The following is a 17,229-nucleotide window of genomic DNA, read 5'->3' on the forward strand; positions in this document are numbered from 1 at the left end:
CTTTGAAGTCAATCGGGATTCGTCGTCATGTGTCCCGAATGTGGCTGTTGCGACCTTCCGGAAGTGGTGCTGTACAGGGAAAACGGACCGACCGGAGGTGGCGGGGGGTGTGGGCGGTATCACCGGCAGAAGGTGAACGAGAAGGTGAACGGCAGGGTGAACACCGGGGTGGCACCCGCCCGGCCGGAGGGTGCGGACACGAAAGAAGCGCCCGCCGAGGGGCGGGCGCGTCGGTGTGTAGCGGTGCCGGGAGCTAGCCGTTGTCCGGGAAGATGAGCCCGACGACCTCCAGGTAGAGCTGTTCCGGGTAGGGAACGAAGTTGATCCGGCTCAGTGCCTGGTCCTGACCGGCCGACTCCATGACGAAGGTGCCGTAGCCGAGGAACCGGCCGATGATCGAGCGCTCGAAGCGCATGTCGGTGACCTTGCCCAGCGGCATCATGTTGACCTGCCGGGTGATCAGGCCGGTGGTCAGCAGCAGGCGAGCCGAGGTGATGACGAAGTAGTCCACCGACCACTCCGCGACGCGCCACACGAACCAGACGAGCACGAGCAGCCACAGCCACCAGATGACCGCCAGCGCCGCAGCGCTGGCCGCCAGGACGGTGTTGCTCAGGATGCCCGCGACGATCAGTGCGCCGAGGACGATGGCGACGGGTGTCATCAGGACTGCGGGATGACGCCGGATGGTGACGACATCCTGTTCGTGGGGTAGCAGGTAGCGGTTGACCGATGCGGGGGCCCGGTTGGTCGGAGCTACGAGCTTCATGGCCGATCGACCCTCTTTACGCGCTCAAGGCGTTGACGAAGCGTGACAGGGATTCGGCCGCGGACATGAGACCGCCGAGGCCGGTCTCGATCACTCCCGCGGCGCTTTCAGGCTGGGTAAGCAGATAAAACGCAACGAAGGCGATGAGGGCGTACCCCAGCCATTTTTTCAACTTCGCCATGACCGAACTCCCCAAGAATGCAGCCGACCCACTGACCCAAGCTGATTGTTACACCGACAATCAAGCCCGTAAAGCCAGATGCCCGGCATCGGCGTGGCGTTCTTCGAGCGCGTGTGTGGTGTTGATCACTCTGCGTCCGGAGTCAGCGGCGCTCCGCGAACGCCAGGGCGAGCACCTGGAGGTGCTGGCGCGCGATCCGCTCCACCAGATCCGGAGTGGCCTTCCCGGTGACCTCCAGTGCCCCGTGCCGTGCGGCGTCGACACATCTGGCCACGGTCGCCTGCTGGTGCACGTCGGCGAACTCGGCGTGCAGGCGGTCGATGACCGCGGTGAAGTCGCGGGGCGGGGTCTGGGTCTTCTCGGGCATCTCACTCCTTGAGGGGAAGGGTGATCGCTGTCGTTCCGTGCTCACCGGACTGCGTTCGGTGAGCTTCCAGGAGGTCGAACGGCGGCTCGCGTTTGGTCGTCGGAGGCCTGTCAGTGCAGGTCAGGGTAGGTGATGCGGACCGTGGTGGCCCGGTGGGCCGCCTCGTCGGGCGGTGTTCGGGGAATCGGCGGTGCCGGAGGTGCGCCTTCCATGATCACTCTAATGTGTCACGTCTCCGTCTCAGAATGAATTCGGCTAAGGCAGATCGTCCTGTCCTGCGAGCCTGTATCCGGGCTTTCACGAGCCAGGATGTCGGGGTGTGTGGTGTGCTTCCCCGTTTTCGGACGTTCATTCATGGAGATCCGGAAAGATACAGAAAGCGCCCGACCGGTGAGGTCGGGCGCTTCGCCCGCTCATGGCGATCCGCGGCGCCGCGGAACGGGTGCGGGAGACCGGCACGGGATCGGAGGTTCAGGAGCAGCCGTACAGCCGATCCCCGGCGTCACCCAGCCCGGGGACGATGAACCCGTTCTCGTCCAGACGCTCGTCGACGGCGGCCGTGACCACGCGCAGCGTCGCGCCGTGGTCCGCCTGCAGGGTTTCGGTCAGCTTCTTCTCCACGGCGTTCAGCCCCTCGGGAGCGGCGAGCAGGCAGATCGCGGTGATGTGGTCCGCCCCGCGGTCCACCAGGAGCTTCAGGGCGGCGGCGAGCGTCCCGCCGGTCGCCAGCATGGGGTCGAGCACGTAGCACTGCCGTCCGGACAGGTCCTGCGGGAGGCGGTCGGCGTAGGTCGCCGGCTGGAGCGTCTGCTCGTCGCGCGCCATCCCCAGGAAGCCGATCTCGGCGGTCGGGAGCAGGCGGGTCATCCCGTCGAGCATGCCGAGCCCGGCGCGCAGGATCGGCACCACCAGCGGGGTCGGCCGGGTCAGCTGCACACCGGTCATGGGGGTCAGCGGAGTGTCCACGGTCACGTCGGCGACACGCACGTCCCGGGTCGCCTCGTAGGCGAGCAGCGTGACCAGTTCGTCGGTCAGGCGGCGGAACGTGGGCGAGTCGGTGTGCACGTTGCGCAAGGTCGTGAGCTTGTGCGCGACGAGCGGATGGTCGACGACCAGGGTTTCCATTGAACACTCCGGATGAGCTGGGCAAACGAGCGGGGAGTCGGCGTCCGAGTCTAGTGCGGTCCGGAGGGGCACCGGATCCGTGAGTGACGATTCGGGTTTGACTTCCTAGATCCCGTTCTGCCGAGGACGGGATGTCCGTTCTAATAGGACGTGTGAGCGCGGACTTCTATCACGGTGACAGGCCCTCTGGGACGGAGCGTGTCGTGGACGAGAACAGGCACCACCATGACGCCGCACCGGCCGATCTGCGATCCTGGCCGGACGATGGCCTGCCTGGTGGGGTGACGATGACGGAACTCGAACAGAGCGACGACGACGAATCCGGCGACTTCGCGGCCGTCGCCTACCGGGAAGAGGAGCTCTGGGACGTCTACTGCCTCCCCGAGGCCCTGGCCCAGGACTTCTCCGGGCTGCTCCACGCGCTGCGCCAGCAGCCGAGCATCAGCGGAGCGATCGGCCTGGTCTCGGTCGGCGACGACTTCTTCATCATCATCCGCGTCTACGGCCGCGACGACGTCAGCCTGTTCCTGTCCGACGTGACCGCCTCCATCGACTGGCCGGTGGCCCGCGAGGTCCTGGACTACCTGGAGATCGACGTCCCGGACGACGAGGACCTCGACCAGGTGCTGCCCGCGGGCGACCTGTCGATCCTGGCCGACCTCGGCATGGACGAGATGGAACTCGGCGCGCTCGCCGGCGACCTCGACCTCTACCCCGACGAGGTCCTGGCGAGCATCTCCGAGCGGCTCGGATTCCAGCAGGCGTTCCAGCGTGCCCTCGACGGGATGGGGTAGGGATTCCTGCGGCTGGAACCGGGAGCGGACGGGAGCGGACGGTGCCGATCTTCTCGGTTCTCTTCTTCCGCGCGGTCGGCGTGTGGAGGGGAGAAGTGGTGGACCTGGCGGGCACGGAGAGCATCGACGACATCGCCGATCTCATGCGCGATGTCGCCGCCGCCCGCGATGTCGAGGCGGTCGACGGCACCATGGTCCTGATGATGGAGGCGGATGACGAGTGGTTCGGCGTCATCCGGGTCGACGACCACGCCGACCCCCGGGTGTTCCTGTCCGACGTCCGTGTGGTGGGCGAGTACCCGATCGCGGCGCTGCTCCTGGACAGCGGTGACGTGCACGCCCCCCAGCAGCGCGAGGGCACCGGCCAGCAGCCCTACCCCGACCCGGGGGGCGACGAGGAGCTTCTGGCGGACCTCGGAACGTCGGGCAAGGCCCTGCGGTCGATGGCGGTGGCCGAGGGGGCGCTGCCCGGTGACGTGCTCGCCGACCTCGCCGACCGGGCCGGCTTCGGCGACGTGCTGGACATGCTGCACTCATGAACGCGGGGGAACGGGCCATGGGGCGGGCGGAGATCGACGCCGCGCTGCGACTCGCGCTGGCCGAGAGCGATCTCACCTCGGGCAGCGAGGACGTGCCGGTCGGGGCCGTGGTGCTGGATCCCGAGGGCGTCCTCATCGGTTCGGGCCACAACGAGCGCGAGGCCGTCGGGGACCCCACCGCACACGCCGAGCTGCTGGCGATCCGCTCCGCCGCCCGGCACCTGGGCGCGTGGCGGCTGACCGGGTGCACGCTCGCCGTCACCCTGGAGCCGTGCACGATGTGCGCCGGGGCCATCGTGCAGGCGCGCGTCGAGCGCCTCGTCTTCGGCGCCCGTGACGCCAAGGCGGGCGCGGTCGGTTCGCTGTGGGACGTGGTCCGCGACCGCAGGCTGAACCACCGGCCGGAGGTCATCCCGCCCGACCTCGTGAGCAGTGACATCGCAGAAAGATGCGGTGGGATGCTGACCGAGTTCTTCTCACGGCGTCGTTTCGGGTAAACTCACTCGCGGTGGATTCGCCTAGTGGCCGATGGCGCCCGCCTCGAAAGCGGGTAAGGGGCAACCCTTCGAGGGTTCAAATCCCTCATCCACCGCGTCTGGCCGCCCTGGTCCTCCAGGGCGGCCATTTCCTTATGCTCGGGCGGTCGCGCCCGGGTTCCGGCTCCCGCCCCCCGACCGGGATCCGCGCGGCGGCCTGCTCTGGGACCGTCAGGACCGATGCGACGTCGCCACCCGCAGGTGGGTCGGCACCGGAAGGATTCGCATGAGCGCAGGGTCTCCGCCGCCCGGGCCGCCCCGGCCTCCGTCCGGACCGCAGGGGCCGTACCAGGGCCCTCCGGGCTGGTACGGCCCGCACCTGCCGGGCGGGCCCGGGGGCCCCAACGGGGGCTGGGGCGGCCCCGGGATGGGCGGGGACTACCCGCCGCCCCCGAAGCGGACCGGCCTGTGGATCGCGCTCGGTGCCGGCGCGGTGCTCGTGGTGCTCACGGTCGTCGGCCTGGTCCTCGCCGTGGGGCTGCCCGGCTACGACGACGCGTCCGAGACGGACGGCTCCCGTCCGACCGGCGGCGCCCACGGCGACGGCCGGGACGGGACTCCGGAGCCGGACGGGGATCCGGCCCGCTACACCGGCCCGGACCGGCCGACGAAGGTGGAGATCGGCGCCGGCCCCTACGAGCTCCCCGACGACCCCTGCGCCGCCTTTTCCCCCGAGACCCTGGTGGGCCTGGGGATCGACGGGGAGAAGGGGGAGCCGACCCTGACCGACTCCACGATCGCGAGCTGTACCTGGTACCACCTGGCCGGCGACGGGTCGTTCCACAATGTCCAGGTCGACTACACCGTGCCGCCGGATGACCCGACGTCGGTGGCCGATGCCGAGCAGATGTACGACTTCCACGCGGAGAAGGGCGTCGGCATCCTCGGCGACCGGGTCGAGGAGGAGAAGTCCGACGTCGGCGACGAGAGCGTGGTCGTCCTCACCAGGATGAAGGACGACGGCCACCACGAAGCGACGGCGCTGGTCCGCAAGGACAACATCATGGTCGAGGTGAGCCGCGGCATCCGCCCGGACCCCTCGGACACCTCCGGCGACCCCACCATCGAGTGGGCCGATGCCCAGAAGCTGATGCCCGAACTGGCCCGCCAGGCGCTGAACAACGTGGGTTGACCGGCGCAGGGCCCCGGCGCCACCGTGCCGGAGCCCTGAGCAGCCCTGCCGCGGCGCGGGCCCGTGCGTCACCCCTCCGCGACGGCTTCCAGCGGGCTCAGCGCGGCTGCCCGGCGCGCCGGGAGGGTGGCCGCGACCCCGCCGATCGCAAGCGACCCCAGGCACACGAGGAGCAGGGTTCCCCAGGGCACCACCAGCCGGTACTGCTCGATCGCGCCGTTGGCCAGCGAGCCGACCGCCCAGGCGCCGAACAGTCCGCCCGCCAGGCCGAGGAGCGTTCCGAACGCGGCGACCGTCACCGCCTCCAGGCGGATCATCCGCCGGATGCCGGCGCGGTCCATGCCGATGGCGCGCAGCACCCCGATCTCGCGGGTGCGCTCCGCGACCGAGATGGCCATGGTGTTCACGATGCCGAGCACGGCGATCACGGCGCCGATGGCCAGCAGCCCGTAGAACAGCGTCAGCAGGCTGCTCACGGCACCGCCGGCCTCCCGGATGAGTGCGCCGCGGTCCGCCACCTTGAGCAGCGGATTGCGGTCCACGGCGGCGCGCAGCTGCGCCTCGGTGGCCTGCGAGGTCACGCCGCCGTTCGTGCGGACGAGGATCCGCTGCACGGATCCGGGCCGGAAGCTGCTCTCCTGCACCTCGCCGAGGGCACCCAGCGCGTCCCCGGCGGTGGGGTTGTCCCGGTAGACGCCCACGACGGTGTAGGGGGTGAAGTCCTCACCCGGCCCCATGCGGGCGTTGAGCTCATCGCCGGCGCTCACCCCGTGTTCCCGGGCGATGGTGCTGGAGACGGCGATCCGGCCCGGACCGAGGTCGTCGAGGGAGCCACTGGTGAAGTCCAGTTTCATGGTGTCGTCCACGGTGCCGGGGTCGACGCCGGAGATCTGCCGGACGTCGCCGCCGACGAACAGGGTGGAGTCCGTGACGGCGGTCGCGGTCCGCACCGCGGCAGTGTCGGCCACCCGTTCGACGGCGTCCGGGTCGATGCCGGTCGTCGGAGTGCGGGTGCTGATCACGTAGTCGGCGCCGAGGCCGGCCGCGGCCTGGTGGTCGAGGGCCTGCTCGGTGGAGTTCCCGATCACGGCGAGCCCGGCGACCAGCGCTGTGCTGATCATCAGGGTGGCTGCGGTGGCCGCGGTGCGCCGCGGGTCGCGCAGCGCGTTGTCCCGGGCGAGGCGGCCGCTGATCCCGAAGCGGCCGGTCAGCCGTCCGGACATCCGGATCACGGGGGCGGCGAGCAGTGGCGCCAGCACGATCATGGCGGCGCCCACGGCGGCGCAGCCGAGCATCGCGGTCTGCAGGTTCTCCACTGACGCGTCCTCCGCCCCGGCGAGCGACACCAGCAGACCGGCGCCAGGGACGAGGAGACCCAGTCCCGCCGCGCAGCGGATCCAGGGACGGGTGGCGGTGGACTGCCGGTCGGCCGAGCGCATCGCCTCGACGGGTGCGACCTTCGCCGCCCTGCGGGACGGCAGCCACGCGGCGAGCACGGTGACACCCACGCCCACGCCGAGCGCCGCCGCGATGGGGCGCGGGCCGATCACCAGGGGGCCGCGGGGCAGGGTCTCCCCCGTCATGCTCAGGATGTCCGGCAGCACCCGGGCGATGCCGAGCCCGAGCAGGAAGCCGAGGGCCGATGCGGCGAGGCCGAGCAGGACGGCCTCCAGGAGGACGGAGCCGACCACCTGGCGGCGCGAGGCGCCGATCGCCCGCAGCAGCGCGATCTCGCGGTTGCGCCGGTTCACGAGCATGGTGAACGTGTTGACGACGAGGAACGAGCCGATGAACAGCGAGACCCCGGCGAAGATCATCGGCAGCTTGGCGTAGCCCCGGGTCAGGGTGTCGACAAGGATGGCCTGCTGGTCGGCCTGGGCGGTGCCGGTCACCGCCTCGGCCCGGTCGGACGGGAGCACCGCGGTGACCCGGTCGGCGAGCTCGGCCTCGCCGGTGCCGGGCTCGGCGGACAGGTCGATCCCGGTGTAGGCGCCCGGGGACGCGAACAACTCCTGGGCGGTGGCCGTGTCGAACAGGGTGAGGGTGCCGCCGGCGGTCACCCGGGTATCGTCGGTGGTGACGATCCCGACGAGCCGCTTGGCCATCACCGGGCCGTCGGTGGCCAGCGTGACCGTGTCGCCGATGCCGAAACCGCCGGCCTCGGCGGTACCGGTGTCCACGGCGAGTTCACCGCCGTTGTGCGGGGCGCGGCCCTCGACCAGCGGATAGCGGGTGTCCTCGCCGTTCTTCCCCGGCACGTAGGCGGCGGCCGGGTTCGCCCAGGCTTTATCGGCCCGGAGCGGGGCACCGTCGGCCGCGTTCAGCACGGCCGAGCCGTCGACCGCGGGACGCACCTCGGCGACGCCGGGCACGTCGGCGAGTTCCGCTGCCAGGGCGTCGTCGAGCACGGGGGCGGGCCGGTCTCCGGCGGACCCCGGTGGTGGGTCCTTCGGGATCACGGTGACCGCGGTGTCCGCGAAGTTCTTCGACGCGGCTGCGCGGTAGGCGGCGGAGGAGGAGTCGGCGAAGACGAGGGTGCCGGAGACGAACGCGACACCCAGGCAGACCGCGAGGACGGTCATGGCCAGACGGGCTTTGTGCGCGAAGACGTTGCGCAGGGCTGTTCTCAGCATGATGGGCTTTCGCAAGACGTGGCGGAACAGGGACGTGCGGCCTGGGGCGCCGAACCGTCCGTTGATCTCGGCGAAGTGCACCGAATGATCGGCGGTGGTTTCTTGTGTTCAGTGCACTTCGCCGAGATCAACTTCAGGATCCGGTGGGCGCGGCGCGGGTCAGCGGGTGCGTGAGTGGGTGTGGAGTGCGGGGGGCTGGGGGTTTCCCTCGGACAGGCGCCGCATCAGGTCCGGGACCCGGTCCGGGGTGGGGTGGGCCACCTCGTCGACCAGGCGGCCGTCGGCGAGGAAGACCACCCGGTCGGCGTAGCCTGCGGCGACGGGGTCGTGGGTGACCATGACCACGGTCTGGCCGAGTTCGCGCACCGAGTCGCGCAGGAAGCCGAGGACCTCGGCCCCGGAGCGGGAGTCCAGGTTGCCGGTGGGTTCGTCGCCGAAGACGATCGCGGGCCGGGAGGCCAGGGCGCGGGCGACGGCGACGCGCTGCTGCTGCCCGCCGGACAGCTGTGCGGGCCGGTGGTCGAGGCGGTCGGCGAGGCCGACCATGGCGACCACGCGGTCCAGCCAGTCCCGGTCCGGGCGGCGTCCGGCGATGGTCAGCGGCAGCGTGATGTTCTCCAGCGCGGTCAGCGTCGGCAGCAGGTTGAACGCCTGGAAGATGAACCCGATCCGGTCGCGCCGCAGCGCCGTGAGCTTCCGGTCGTCGAGCGTGCTCAGTTCGGTCGTGCCGACCCGCACGGAGCCGGAACTGGGCGAGTCCAACCCGGCGGCGCAGTGCATCAGGGTGGATTTGCCGGAGCCTGAGGGGCCCATGATCGCGGTGAACTCGCCCTCCCGGAAGGCGATGCCGACCCGGTCCAGGGCGACGACGCGGTTGTCGCCACTGCCGTAGACCTTCGACAGGTCGGTGGTGGCGGCCGCGATCCTGTCCATGGGGTGCGGTGTGTGCGGGGCACGGGGCTCGGTGGTCACAGTGAGGTGCCCCGAGGTTTCCGGACAGGGACCCAATAAGATGGTCCCGTAAGGAAACGAGGGGAAGAATTGAGCAGGGCAAGCAAGTACTCGCCGGAGTTCCGCGAGGAAGCAGTACGAATCGCGATCGAGTCCGGGCGTCCGATCGCGCATGTCGCCAAGGAACTCGGTGTCAACTCCGAAACCCTGCGCACGTGGGTCAAACGCCATCAAGAGAGCCGCGCCCCCGAAGAACCCGGACTCGACCTGAGCGAGCGCGCCCGCCTCCGGGAACTCGAACGGATCAACCGCGAACAGGCCAAAGAAATCGAGTTTCTAAAAAAAGCGGCCGCGTACTTCGCGAAGGATCGTCCGTAAGCGACAAATACGAGTTCATCGAGACCATGCGTTTCGATGACACCGCGAAGTACGCCTTCACCGTCGACTTCATGTGCTCCCGCCTCGACGTGTCCCGATCGGGGTACTACGAATGGCGAGCCCGACCGGAATCAGCAACCCATCAGCGGCGAGAACACCTGAAACTCCTCATCGAAAAGGCCTTCGACGACTCCGAGGGAACCTACGGCCACCGGCGGGTGCATGCCCAGCTCCAGCGCTGGGATGTGCAGGCCGGCCCCGAGCTGGTGCGCCTGCTCATGCGACAGATGGGCCTGGAGCCCTGCCAACCGCGCCCTGCCCGCGGGTGCCTGACCGACCCCGACGGCACCGCCGACATCCCCGACCTGGTCCAGCGCGACTTCACCGCCCCGGCGCCCGGTATGAAACTCGTCGGTGATGTCACTTACATTCCTACGTGGGAAGGGTGGCTGTACCTGGCGACCGTGATCGACTGCTGCACCAAGGAAGTCATCGGATACGCGATGGGCGACCACTACCGCACCCCGCTCATCATCCAAGCGCTGAAGAACGCTCAGCGAAACGGAAAGGTATCCGCAGGCGCAATCTTCCACTCTGATCGTGGCAGCAACTACACTTCACGGGGTTTCGGCGAATTCCTCGCCGAACACGGATTCCAGCGCTCGGTCGGCCGAACCGGGATCTGCTACGACAATGCCCTGGCCGAGTCGTTCTTCGGTGCGCTGAAGAACGAGCGGGTGAACCGCATGGTGTATCCCACTCGTGAAGGCGCCCGGCGCGACATCACTTGCTATATCGAGCACTGGTACAATCATAGGCGCCTGCACTCCGCACTGGGATACAACACGCCCGCGGAGGTATACGCAGCCCATCAGGAGATGCGATTGGCCGCGTGAAATAGCCGGTTCAACCCTGTCCGGCAACAGCGGGACCCCTCACAGGGACACTCCTCTTCGGTGCGCAACGGTGCACTTCGAAGGGTGTCCGGGGGACGTATCGGGGCCCGTGCCGCCGTGTATCGGCGTCCGCGCCGCTTCGTATCGGTTCTGTAGGGGCGCGGGCCGGGCGGTTCCCGGGAGAAAAGGGCCGGGGTCAGTCCGGCAGGCGCAGGGTGGCGACGGCGCCGCCGTCCGGGGCGTTGCCGAAGTGCAGCTCGGCGCCGAGGAGCCGGGCCTGGCCCAGGGCGATGGTCAGGCCCAGTCCGTGGCCGGAGCCGCGTTCCGCCGCGCCGGTGTGGAAGCGCTGGGGGCCGTGGCGCAGCAGGTCCGCGGGGAAGCCGGGGCCGTGGTCGCGCACGATGACCGTGTGCCCCTCGACGGTGACCTCGACCGGCGGGCTCCCGTGCCGGTGGGCGTTGACGACGAGGTTGCCGACGATCCGCTCCAGGCGGCGCGGGTCGGTCTCGACGGTGTGGGCGGCCTCGTCGACCGGAGCGTCGCGCGGCTCGTCGCACGGCGCGCCGGTGACGGTGACCGCGGTGTCGAGGCCGGTGCGGGCCGCGGCCTCGGTGACGACGGCGCCGAGCGGGACGGGGACGCGGACCGGCTGCTCGACTCCGGCGTCGAGCCGGGAGATCTCCAGCAGGTCTTCGACCAGGCCGCGCAGATCGCGGACTCGGGCCCGGAGCAGGTCCTCGGTCTCACCGGGCGGCAGCAGGTCGGCGGCGGCGAGCAGGCCGCCGACGGGCGTGCGCAGTTCGTGCGCCACGTCCGCGGTGAAGCGCCGCTCGGTGTGCAGGCGACGGGCGAGGCTGTCGGCCATCAGGTCGACGGTGGCGGCGATGTCGGCAACCTCGTCGCGGCCCCTGGTGGGCCCGGTCCGTGTGTCGAGGTCTCCGGCGGAGATCCGGGTCGCGGTCTCGGAGACCCTGCGCAGTCGGCGGGCGAGGAGCCCGGCGCCGTAGACCGTCAGCGGGGCTGCTGCCGCGAGCGCGGCCAGCGAGGCCACGGCCATGCTCATATCGAGCCGCCGCAGCCCGTAGAGCTGCGGGCCCATGTTCACCTGGACGGCGAGCACCGGGCTGCCCGGCCCTTCGGTCCGCTGGGCCGCCCAGACGCTCGGCCCCAGATTGCCGTCGACGCGCGGATCGTAGGCCGTATGCCGGTCGCCGTCGGGCGGGTTCCGCAGGTCGGCGGGCAGCTCGGCCGGGTCGAGCGACGCGCCCTCCGTCAGTGCTCCGGTGCGCCGGTAGACGTCCATGGCCGCGTACACGCTGTTGCTGGCCTGTGCTTCGGCCCGGTTGCGGATGTCGTGTGCGGTCCACACGTGGACGAGCACGCCCACCGCCGCCACGACCAGGAAGGCAGTGGCCGCGGCCAGTGCGGCGATCTTCCAGCGCAGGGACACGCGGTCCGGCCGGAGCCGGTGCAGACGGCGCACCCCTATCAGCGCCTGAGCTTGTAGCCGAAGCCGCGGACCGTCTCAATGCGGTCCCGGCCCAGTTTCCTGCGCAGCCGCTGCACGCACAGGTCCACGACCCGGCTGTCGCCGTCCCAGCCGTAGTCCCAGACGTTGCGCAGCAGGGTGTGCCGGTCCAGCACGATGCCGGGGTGGGTGGCGAACTCCAGAAGCAGCTTGAGTTCGGTCGGGGTCAGCGCCACCGGGTTCCCGTCGACGGACACCTCCATGCCGCCGGTGTCGATGGTCAGGCCGCCGAACTCCAGTAGCCGACCTTCGGACGGCGGCGCGTCGCTAGCGGTCCGCTCAGAGTCGGAGGCGGAGCCGGGGGCGGGGGGCGCGTAGGTCGCCCGACGCAGCAGCGATCGGATGCGTGCCACGAGCACGTAGGTGTCCACGGGCTTGACCACGTAGTCGTCGGCTCCGGCCTCCAAGCCGGCGACGACGTCGAGCCCGTCGCCGCGAGCCGACATCATCAGCACCGGCACCAGGCTGGTCTCCCGGATCCTCCGGCACAGGCCGATCCCGTCCAGGCCGGGCAGCATCACGTCCAGGATCAGGAGGTCGAAGCTCTCCTCGCGGAACAGTTCCAGCCCGGCGAACCCGTCGGCCGCACCCGTCACCCGGTAGCCGTAGCGTTCCAGGGCGACGGCGAAGGACCGGCGCATCAGGTCGTCGTCCTCCACCAGCAACACGCGGACAGCCCCCGCAGCGGCCGGATCCGGAGTGGACGAGGACACGGGCGAATGACTCCTGTTCGAACGGGCGACGTGCAACACCGGCCCCATACGCGCACAGGCGCACACGGTGACCTCAGAGGAATGCTATGCGTAGCCACCGCGTCGACCCGCACTGCCGACGAACGTGCGTCGGCTTTTCACGGGAACCGTCCGCGTCGGATGCGCGCCGAAAACATCGGATGAGATGGTTGACCGGTTTCGTGTGGTTTTCGCGCCGGTCTGCTCCCTGAATGCGGGGAGCCTGTAAGTCGAAGGACGAGATGAGCGACCAGTCCCAGCCCCCGATGCCTCCATCGCAGCCTCCTGGGCCTCCGGCCGGCGGTCCCGGGTATCCGCCGCCCCCGGGTGGGCCGGTTCCCGGGCCGCCGGGTGGGCCGGGGTATCCGCCTGCTCAGGGGTGGCCTGCCCAGCAGGGGTTTCCTCCGGGGGGTCCGCCTATGCACGGAGGGCCTGGTGGCCCGTATGGGCCGGGTGGTCCTGGCGGTCCGGGGATGCCGGGTGGTCCCCCGCCTGCGCCCAAGAAGCGGACCGGTCTGTGGATCGGGCTCGGTATCGGCGCGGTCGTCCTGCTGCTGGTGGTCGTCGGCGGCGTCGTGTTCATGACGTCGGGCGACGACGGCCCGGGAGAGACACCGGTGGCGGCCAAGGACCGGGACTCCGAGGACAGGGCCAAGGACGACCGCAAGGAGGACGACGAACCGCAGGACTCCGACCGGGATGCCGGGCCGAAGTCGGACGGGGCCGACGAATTCTCCACCTATCGGGGGCCCGACAAGCCCACCAAGGTCGACATCGGCTCGGCGCCCTTCGCTGTTCCGAAGGACGCCTGCGCGGCCTTCACCGATGAGACCCTGGCCGGGTTGGGCGTCGAGGGCGATGGCAGCAGTGTGGACATCGGCGACTCCGCCTCCTGCCGCTGGATGAACGTGACCTCCGATGGCACCCTGCACACCCTGAAGGTCGAGTACTGGGTGCCGCCGGGCGACCAGAAGTCGACCAGCAAGGGCGAGCGCCTCTTCGACTTCAAGGAGGCCGGGATCGCCGCCCTCGGCACCCGTAAGGAGGAGGACAAGCTCGACGTCGGGGACGAGGGCAAGCTGGTCTTCGCGGACAACAGCCTGCAGGAGGGCCAACTCGAGGCGACCGGGCTGGTCCGCAAGGACAACATGGTCATCGAGATCACCCGCGGCGTCCGCAAGGACGGCGGCGAGCCGGGGCTGGACTACGCGGACGTCAAGGTCCTGATGCCGGAACTCGCCCGCCAGGCGCTCAACAACGTCGACTGACACGTGTTCGCGAGGCCTTCACCGGATCACACAGCGACTCCCGCGACCCGGCGCCGACGACCCGGCGCCGACGACCCGGCGCCGGGTCCGGCCGGTTCGAGGCTGATGTGCCGAAGACGGTGTCGGATGAGATGGTTGACCGGTTTCATGCGGTTCTCCCGCCAGCCCGCTCCCTGACTGCGGGGAGCCTGTGAGTCGAAGGACGAGATGAGCGACCAGTCCCAACCCCCGATGCCTCCAGCGCAGCCTCCTGGACCCCCGGCCGGTGGCCCCGGGTACCCGCCGCACCCCGCCGGGCCCGGCGGGCCGGGGATGCCCGGCGGGCCGGGGTATCCGCCGCCTCAGGGGTGGCCTGCCCAGCAGGGGTTTCCTCCGGGCGGTCCGGGCGGCCCGTATGGGCCGGGTGGTCCTGGCGGTCCGGGGATGCCGGGTGGTCCCCCGCCTGCGCCCAAGAAGCGGACCGGTCTGTGGATCGGGCTCGGCGTCGGCGCGGTGGTCCTGGTGCTGGTGATCATCGGTGGCATCGTGTTCGCGACGTCCGGCGGCTCCGACGAACCCGCCGACCGCCGCGACGCCCCGGCCGCGGGTGGCACGGAATCCGAGGACAGCGAGGCCACGGGTCGCGCCTCCGACAACCGTGACGGCGATGACTTCGCCCGCTACACCGGTCCCTCCACTCCGACCAAGGTCGACATCGGCTCCGGGCCCTACGAGCGCCCCGACGTGCACGACGTGTGCTCCGTTCTCACCGATGAAACGCTGGACGGACTCGGCATGGACGAGCACGACTACTTCAACGAAAACGAGAGCATCACGAGCTGTGACTGGAGCCGATTGGCCCCCGACGGCAGCTTCCATACTCTGAGCGTTCAGTACTCGGTGCCGCCGGACGACCATGAGTCGGTCTCCCAGGCCAAGAACATCTACGGGTTCCATGCGGAGCGCGGCATCGGCATTCTCGGCGAGCGCATCGAGGAGAAGAAGTCCGACGTTGGTGACGAGAGCCTTATCGTTCTCACCGATATGTCCAGCAAGGACGCCGGCGAGGAGGCGACGGTGATCGTCCGGGCGGAGAACATGATCATTGAGATCGAACACGGCATCAGACCGGACAGCGATGCTCCCGTGGGCGATTCGTTGATGGACTGGGACGACGTCCAGAAACTCATGCCGGAGCTGGCCCGCCAGGCGCTCAACAACGTCGGCTGACGTCGGTCCGGAGCTGTCCGGAGTCATGCCCGGCTCTGCCCTGGAGGTAGGCGCTGGGCCTGTGATCCGCCGGGTCAGGGCCGGCCGGCCGATCGCTTGATCGAGAGCGCGACCAGGTACTCCTGGCGGTCGAGCGGGTTGGCGCCCGTCCTTGGCCGGACCGGGGCCTTCCCGGCGACCGGGCGGTACTCCGCGAACTCGGAGAGGAACACGCCCTCGCCCTGGAAAAGCGCCGGCAGCCGGCGTTCGACCTCGTGCACCCGGCTGGCCGGCAGGGTGCCCTCCACGCGGCAGATGTCCCCGTCGACGACCGGCTCCTCGGGGACCGCTCCGGCTTCGGCCAGCCGCTTCAGAACCGCGTTGAGCGTCCTGACCGGTGTCTCCACCTCGAAACGGTTGACCGGCTCGTACACCCGGGTTCCGGCCTTGCGCACCGCGTCCATCAGCACCAGCGGCGTCAGCGCCCGGAAGTCCCAACCGGTACTGACCGGGGAGGCGTACCCCGAGTGGGTGAGTGTGACGACACAGTCGCTCACCTCCCAGCCGCATAGGCCCTGCCGCAGCGTCTCATGGACGGTCTCCCTGATGGCGGTGTGGAAGGCACCGGGCAGCGAGCCGGGTTCCACACCCAGGCGGTAGACCACCCCGGAGCCGGGCTGGCCGGGCTCGACCCGGAAGCCGACGGTGGCGTAGAACCCATCGTGGCCCCGCTTGTCGATGACCTCGGCGGACGTGCCGACCCCGGTGACCTTCTCGATGTAGACGGTCTGGGTGTCCCCGAAGCCGACGCTGATGCCGAACCGCTCGGCCAGGGTCGCCTGGATGACCTCTTTCTGTACCTCGCCGTAGAGCGAGACGGTGATGGCCTGTCGGCCGTCGGCCCGCCGGACGTTGATGAACGGGTCCTGTTCGGCCAGCTGTCGCAGTGCCGCGTAGAGCTTGGTCTGGTCAGCGCGGTGTTCGGCGCGTATCTCGCTCTCCAGGCCCGGCCTTGCGAAGTGGGGCTGTTCGTACCCCGTCGTGCTCTCGCCGATGCGGTCGCCGATCAGAACATCCTTCAGGCCTCGCACTTCGGCGATACCCCCGGCGCTCAGTCGCGTCTCGGATTCCCGGCCGCGGCGGCCGAACACCCGCATCGCGGTGATCTTTCCGCTGTATTCGGTAGCCTGGCCGCCGGGGCCGGGCCGGTAGAACGTGATCCGGTCACGGACGGCCATCGACCCTGACCACAGCCGCACATAGGCGACCTTCTCACCGGCGGCTCCCCGCTCGATCTTGAAAACGGTCCCGGACAGCGGGCCGTCCGCGTTCCCATCGTCGGTCGGCATGAGCTGTCCGATGGCCTGGACCAGGTCGGCCACTCCCTCGCCGGTCACCGCCGACCCGTAGAAGACAGGGCAGACCCGTCCGCTGCACACTTGGGCGGCCAGCCCGGCGCGGTACTGTTCCGCGGTGATGTGGTGCGGGTCGTCCAGGTATGCGGCGAGAAGGGCGTCGTCCGCATCCGCCAAGGTCTCAGCCAACTCGGTCGGGAAATCCCTGCTGCCGAATGACCGCGGGGTGACCTGAGCCGCAGCGGTGCCGATCCCCTGGACTTCACTCATCACGACGACGTGCGGGGTCAGTCGCTCCCTGATAGCGGTGACGACATGGGTGCCGGCGCCCATCCTGTCGATCTTGTTGGCGAAGATCAGGGTAGGGACGCCCAGCCGCTGGAGTGTGCGCATCAGCACCCGGGTCTGGGCCTGCACCCCCTCCACGGCCGAGACCACCAGGATCGCGCCGTCCAGTACCCGAAGCGCCCGTTCGACCTCGGATATGAAGTCCGCGTGGCCCGGAGTGTCGATCAGATTGACATCGAGGTCGTCGATCGAGAACGAAACAACGGCCGATCTGATGGTGATGCCACGCTTTCGCTCCAAGTCCATGGAGTCGGTCTGCGTGGTGCCGCTGTCGACGCTGCCTACCGTTTCGATGGCTCCGGTCTCGAACAGCAGCCTTTCGGTCAGGCTGGTCTTCCCGGCGTCAACATGGGCCAGGATTCCGATGTTGAGGGTCTTCATGGAGGATGGACGTCCTTGCATGCGCAGTGGTCAGATATCCGTTTCGGGTTGCATCTGACGCCTGGCGCATGTGAATCCTCCCGATGTTCATCGTGTCCGCGGTCGTGTCGTCTCGCGAGAGCCCGACAC

Annotated in this window: 16 protein-coding genes and 1 tRNA gene; 8 read left to right on the forward strand and 9 right to left on the reverse strand. The window is 69.7% G+C overall.

Annotated elements, in window-relative coordinates:
- Positions 1–253: 253 nt before the first annotated feature.
- The 4 genes from HNR23_RS22600 to upp all read right to left on the reverse strand — a co-directional run bounded on the left by HNR23_RS22600 (position 254) and on the right by upp (position 2,442).
- Positions 254–769 (reverse strand): PH domain-containing protein, encoded by a 516-nt coding sequence (locus HNR23_RS22600; RefSeq protein ID WP_184078518.1) that lies wholly within the window; start codon positions 767–769, stop codon positions 254–256.
- Positions 770–785: 16 nt separating this feature from the next.
- On the reverse strand, positions 786–950 hold the full coding sequence (locus tag HNR23_RS22605; protein ID WP_017620566.1) for a hypothetical protein: 165 nt from the start codon (positions 948–950) through the stop codon (positions 786–788).
- Positions 951–1,092: 142 nt separating this feature from the next.
- Positions 1,093–1,317, reverse strand: coding sequence for a three-helix bundle dimerization domain-containing protein (locus tag HNR23_RS22610; RefSeq protein ID WP_184078520.1), 225 nt, complete (start codon positions 1,315–1,317; stop codon positions 1,093–1,095).
- A 471-nt stretch (positions 1,318–1,788) separates the two neighbouring features.
- Positions 1,789–2,442: a uracil phosphoribosyltransferase gene (upp, locus tag HNR23_RS22615; RefSeq protein ID WP_184078522.1), complete on the reverse strand. Its 654-nt coding sequence runs from the start codon at positions 2,440–2,442 to the stop codon at positions 1,789–1,791.
- 287 nt (positions 2,443–2,729) lie between these two features.
- Between upp and HNR23_RS22620 the strand changes: the two genes are divergently transcribed.
- From HNR23_RS22620 to HNR23_RS27315, 5 genes are all read left to right on the forward strand, one after another.
- The gene (locus HNR23_RS22620) at positions 2,730–3,236 is read left to right on the forward strand and encodes a tRNA adenosine deaminase-associated protein (protein ID WP_184080734.1); all 507 of its coding nucleotides are present in this window, start codon (positions 2,730–2,732) and stop codon (positions 3,234–3,236) included.
- A 41-nt stretch (positions 3,237–3,277) separates the two neighbouring features.
- Positions 3,278–3,775 (forward strand): tRNA adenosine deaminase-associated protein, encoded by a 498-nt coding sequence (locus HNR23_RS22625; RefSeq protein WP_184078524.1) that lies wholly within the window; start codon positions 3,278–3,280, stop codon positions 3,773–3,775.
- Positions 3,772–4,272, forward strand: coding sequence for a nucleoside deaminase (locus HNR23_RS22630; protein WP_246421834.1), 501 nt, complete (start codon positions 3,772–3,774; stop codon positions 4,270–4,272). Before HNR23_RS22625 ends, HNR23_RS22630 begins: the two co-directional genes overlap by 4 nt.
- 10 nt (positions 4,273–4,282) lie before the next feature.
- Positions 4,283–4,367, forward strand: a tRNA-Ser gene (locus tag HNR23_RS22635).
- Between the two features lie 170 nt (positions 4,368–4,537).
- The gene (locus HNR23_RS27315; RefSeq protein ID WP_184078525.1) at positions 4,538–5,443 is read left to right on the forward strand and encodes a DUF3558 domain-containing protein; all 906 of its coding nucleotides are present in this window, start codon (positions 4,538–4,540) and stop codon (positions 5,441–5,443) included.
- A gap of 68 nt (positions 5,444–5,511) precedes the next feature.
- Here the strand turns inward: HNR23_RS27315 and HNR23_RS22645 are convergent, their stop codons facing one another.
- Both HNR23_RS22645 and HNR23_RS22650 read right to left on the reverse strand, forming a co-directional pair.
- Positions 5,512–8,076, reverse strand: coding sequence for an ABC transporter permease (locus tag HNR23_RS22645; protein ID WP_184078527.1), 2,565 nt, complete (start codon positions 8,074–8,076; stop codon positions 5,512–5,514).
- Positions 8,077–8,235: 159 nt separating this feature from the next.
- Complete coding sequence (locus HNR23_RS22650; protein ID WP_184078529.1) at positions 8,236–9,009, reverse strand: ABC transporter ATP-binding protein; 774 nt, start codon at positions 9,007–9,009, stop codon at positions 8,236–8,238.
- A 108-nt stretch (positions 9,010–9,117) separates the two neighbouring features.
- Between HNR23_RS22650 and HNR23_RS22655 the strand changes: the two genes are divergently transcribed.
- Positions 9,118–10,301 (forward strand): IS3 family transposase gene (locus HNR23_RS22655; RefSeq protein ID WP_246421823.1). Its coding sequence is split into 2 segments (ribosomal slippage): positions 9,118–9,364 and positions 9,364–10,301, totalling 1,185 coding nucleotides; the frame shifts between segments, so codons are not numbered across the junction.
- A gap of 196 nt (positions 10,302–10,497) precedes the next feature.
- On the opposite strand, the gene HNR23_RS22660 is transcribed toward HNR23_RS22655, so the two are convergent.
- Both HNR23_RS22660 and cseB read right to left on the reverse strand, forming a co-directional pair.
- Positions 10,498–11,784 (reverse strand): sensor histidine kinase, encoded by a 1,287-nt coding sequence (locus HNR23_RS22660; RefSeq protein ID WP_343070669.1) that lies wholly within the window; start codon positions 11,782–11,784, stop codon positions 10,498–10,500.
- Positions 11,785–11,789: 5 nt separating this feature from the next.
- The gene (gene cseB, locus HNR23_RS22665; RefSeq protein ID WP_343070670.1) at positions 11,790–12,542 is read right to left on the reverse strand and encodes a two-component system response regulator CseB; all 753 of its coding nucleotides are present in this window, start codon (positions 12,540–12,542) and stop codon (positions 11,790–11,792) included.
- Between the two features lie 491 nt (positions 12,543–13,033).
- Between cseB and HNR23_RS22670 the strand changes: the two genes are divergently transcribed.
- Together HNR23_RS22670 and HNR23_RS22675 are read left to right on the forward strand one after the other, a co-directional pair.
- On the forward strand, positions 13,034–13,828 hold the full coding sequence (locus HNR23_RS22670; RefSeq protein WP_184078533.1) for a hypothetical protein: 795 nt from the start codon (positions 13,034–13,036) through the stop codon (positions 13,826–13,828).
- Positions 13,829–14,251: 423 nt separating this feature from the next.
- Positions 14,252–15,037 (forward strand): hypothetical protein, encoded by a 786-nt coding sequence (locus HNR23_RS22675; RefSeq protein ID WP_184078535.1) that lies wholly within the window; start codon positions 14,252–14,254, stop codon positions 15,035–15,037.
- Positions 15,038–15,111: 74 nt separating this feature from the next.
- Here the strand turns inward: HNR23_RS22675 and HNR23_RS22680 are convergent, their stop codons facing one another.
- Positions 15,112–17,100, reverse strand: a complete 1,989-nt coding sequence (locus HNR23_RS22680; RefSeq protein WP_184078537.1) for an elongation factor G — start codon at positions 17,098–17,100, stop codon at positions 15,112–15,114.
- Between the last annotated feature and the right edge of the window lie 129 nt (positions 17,101–17,229).

The sequence above is a fragment of the Nocardiopsis mwathae genome, from assembly GCF_014201195.1.
Taxonomy (GTDB): Bacteria; Actinomycetota; Actinomycetes; order Streptosporangiales; family Streptosporangiaceae; genus Nocardiopsis_C; species Nocardiopsis_C mwathae.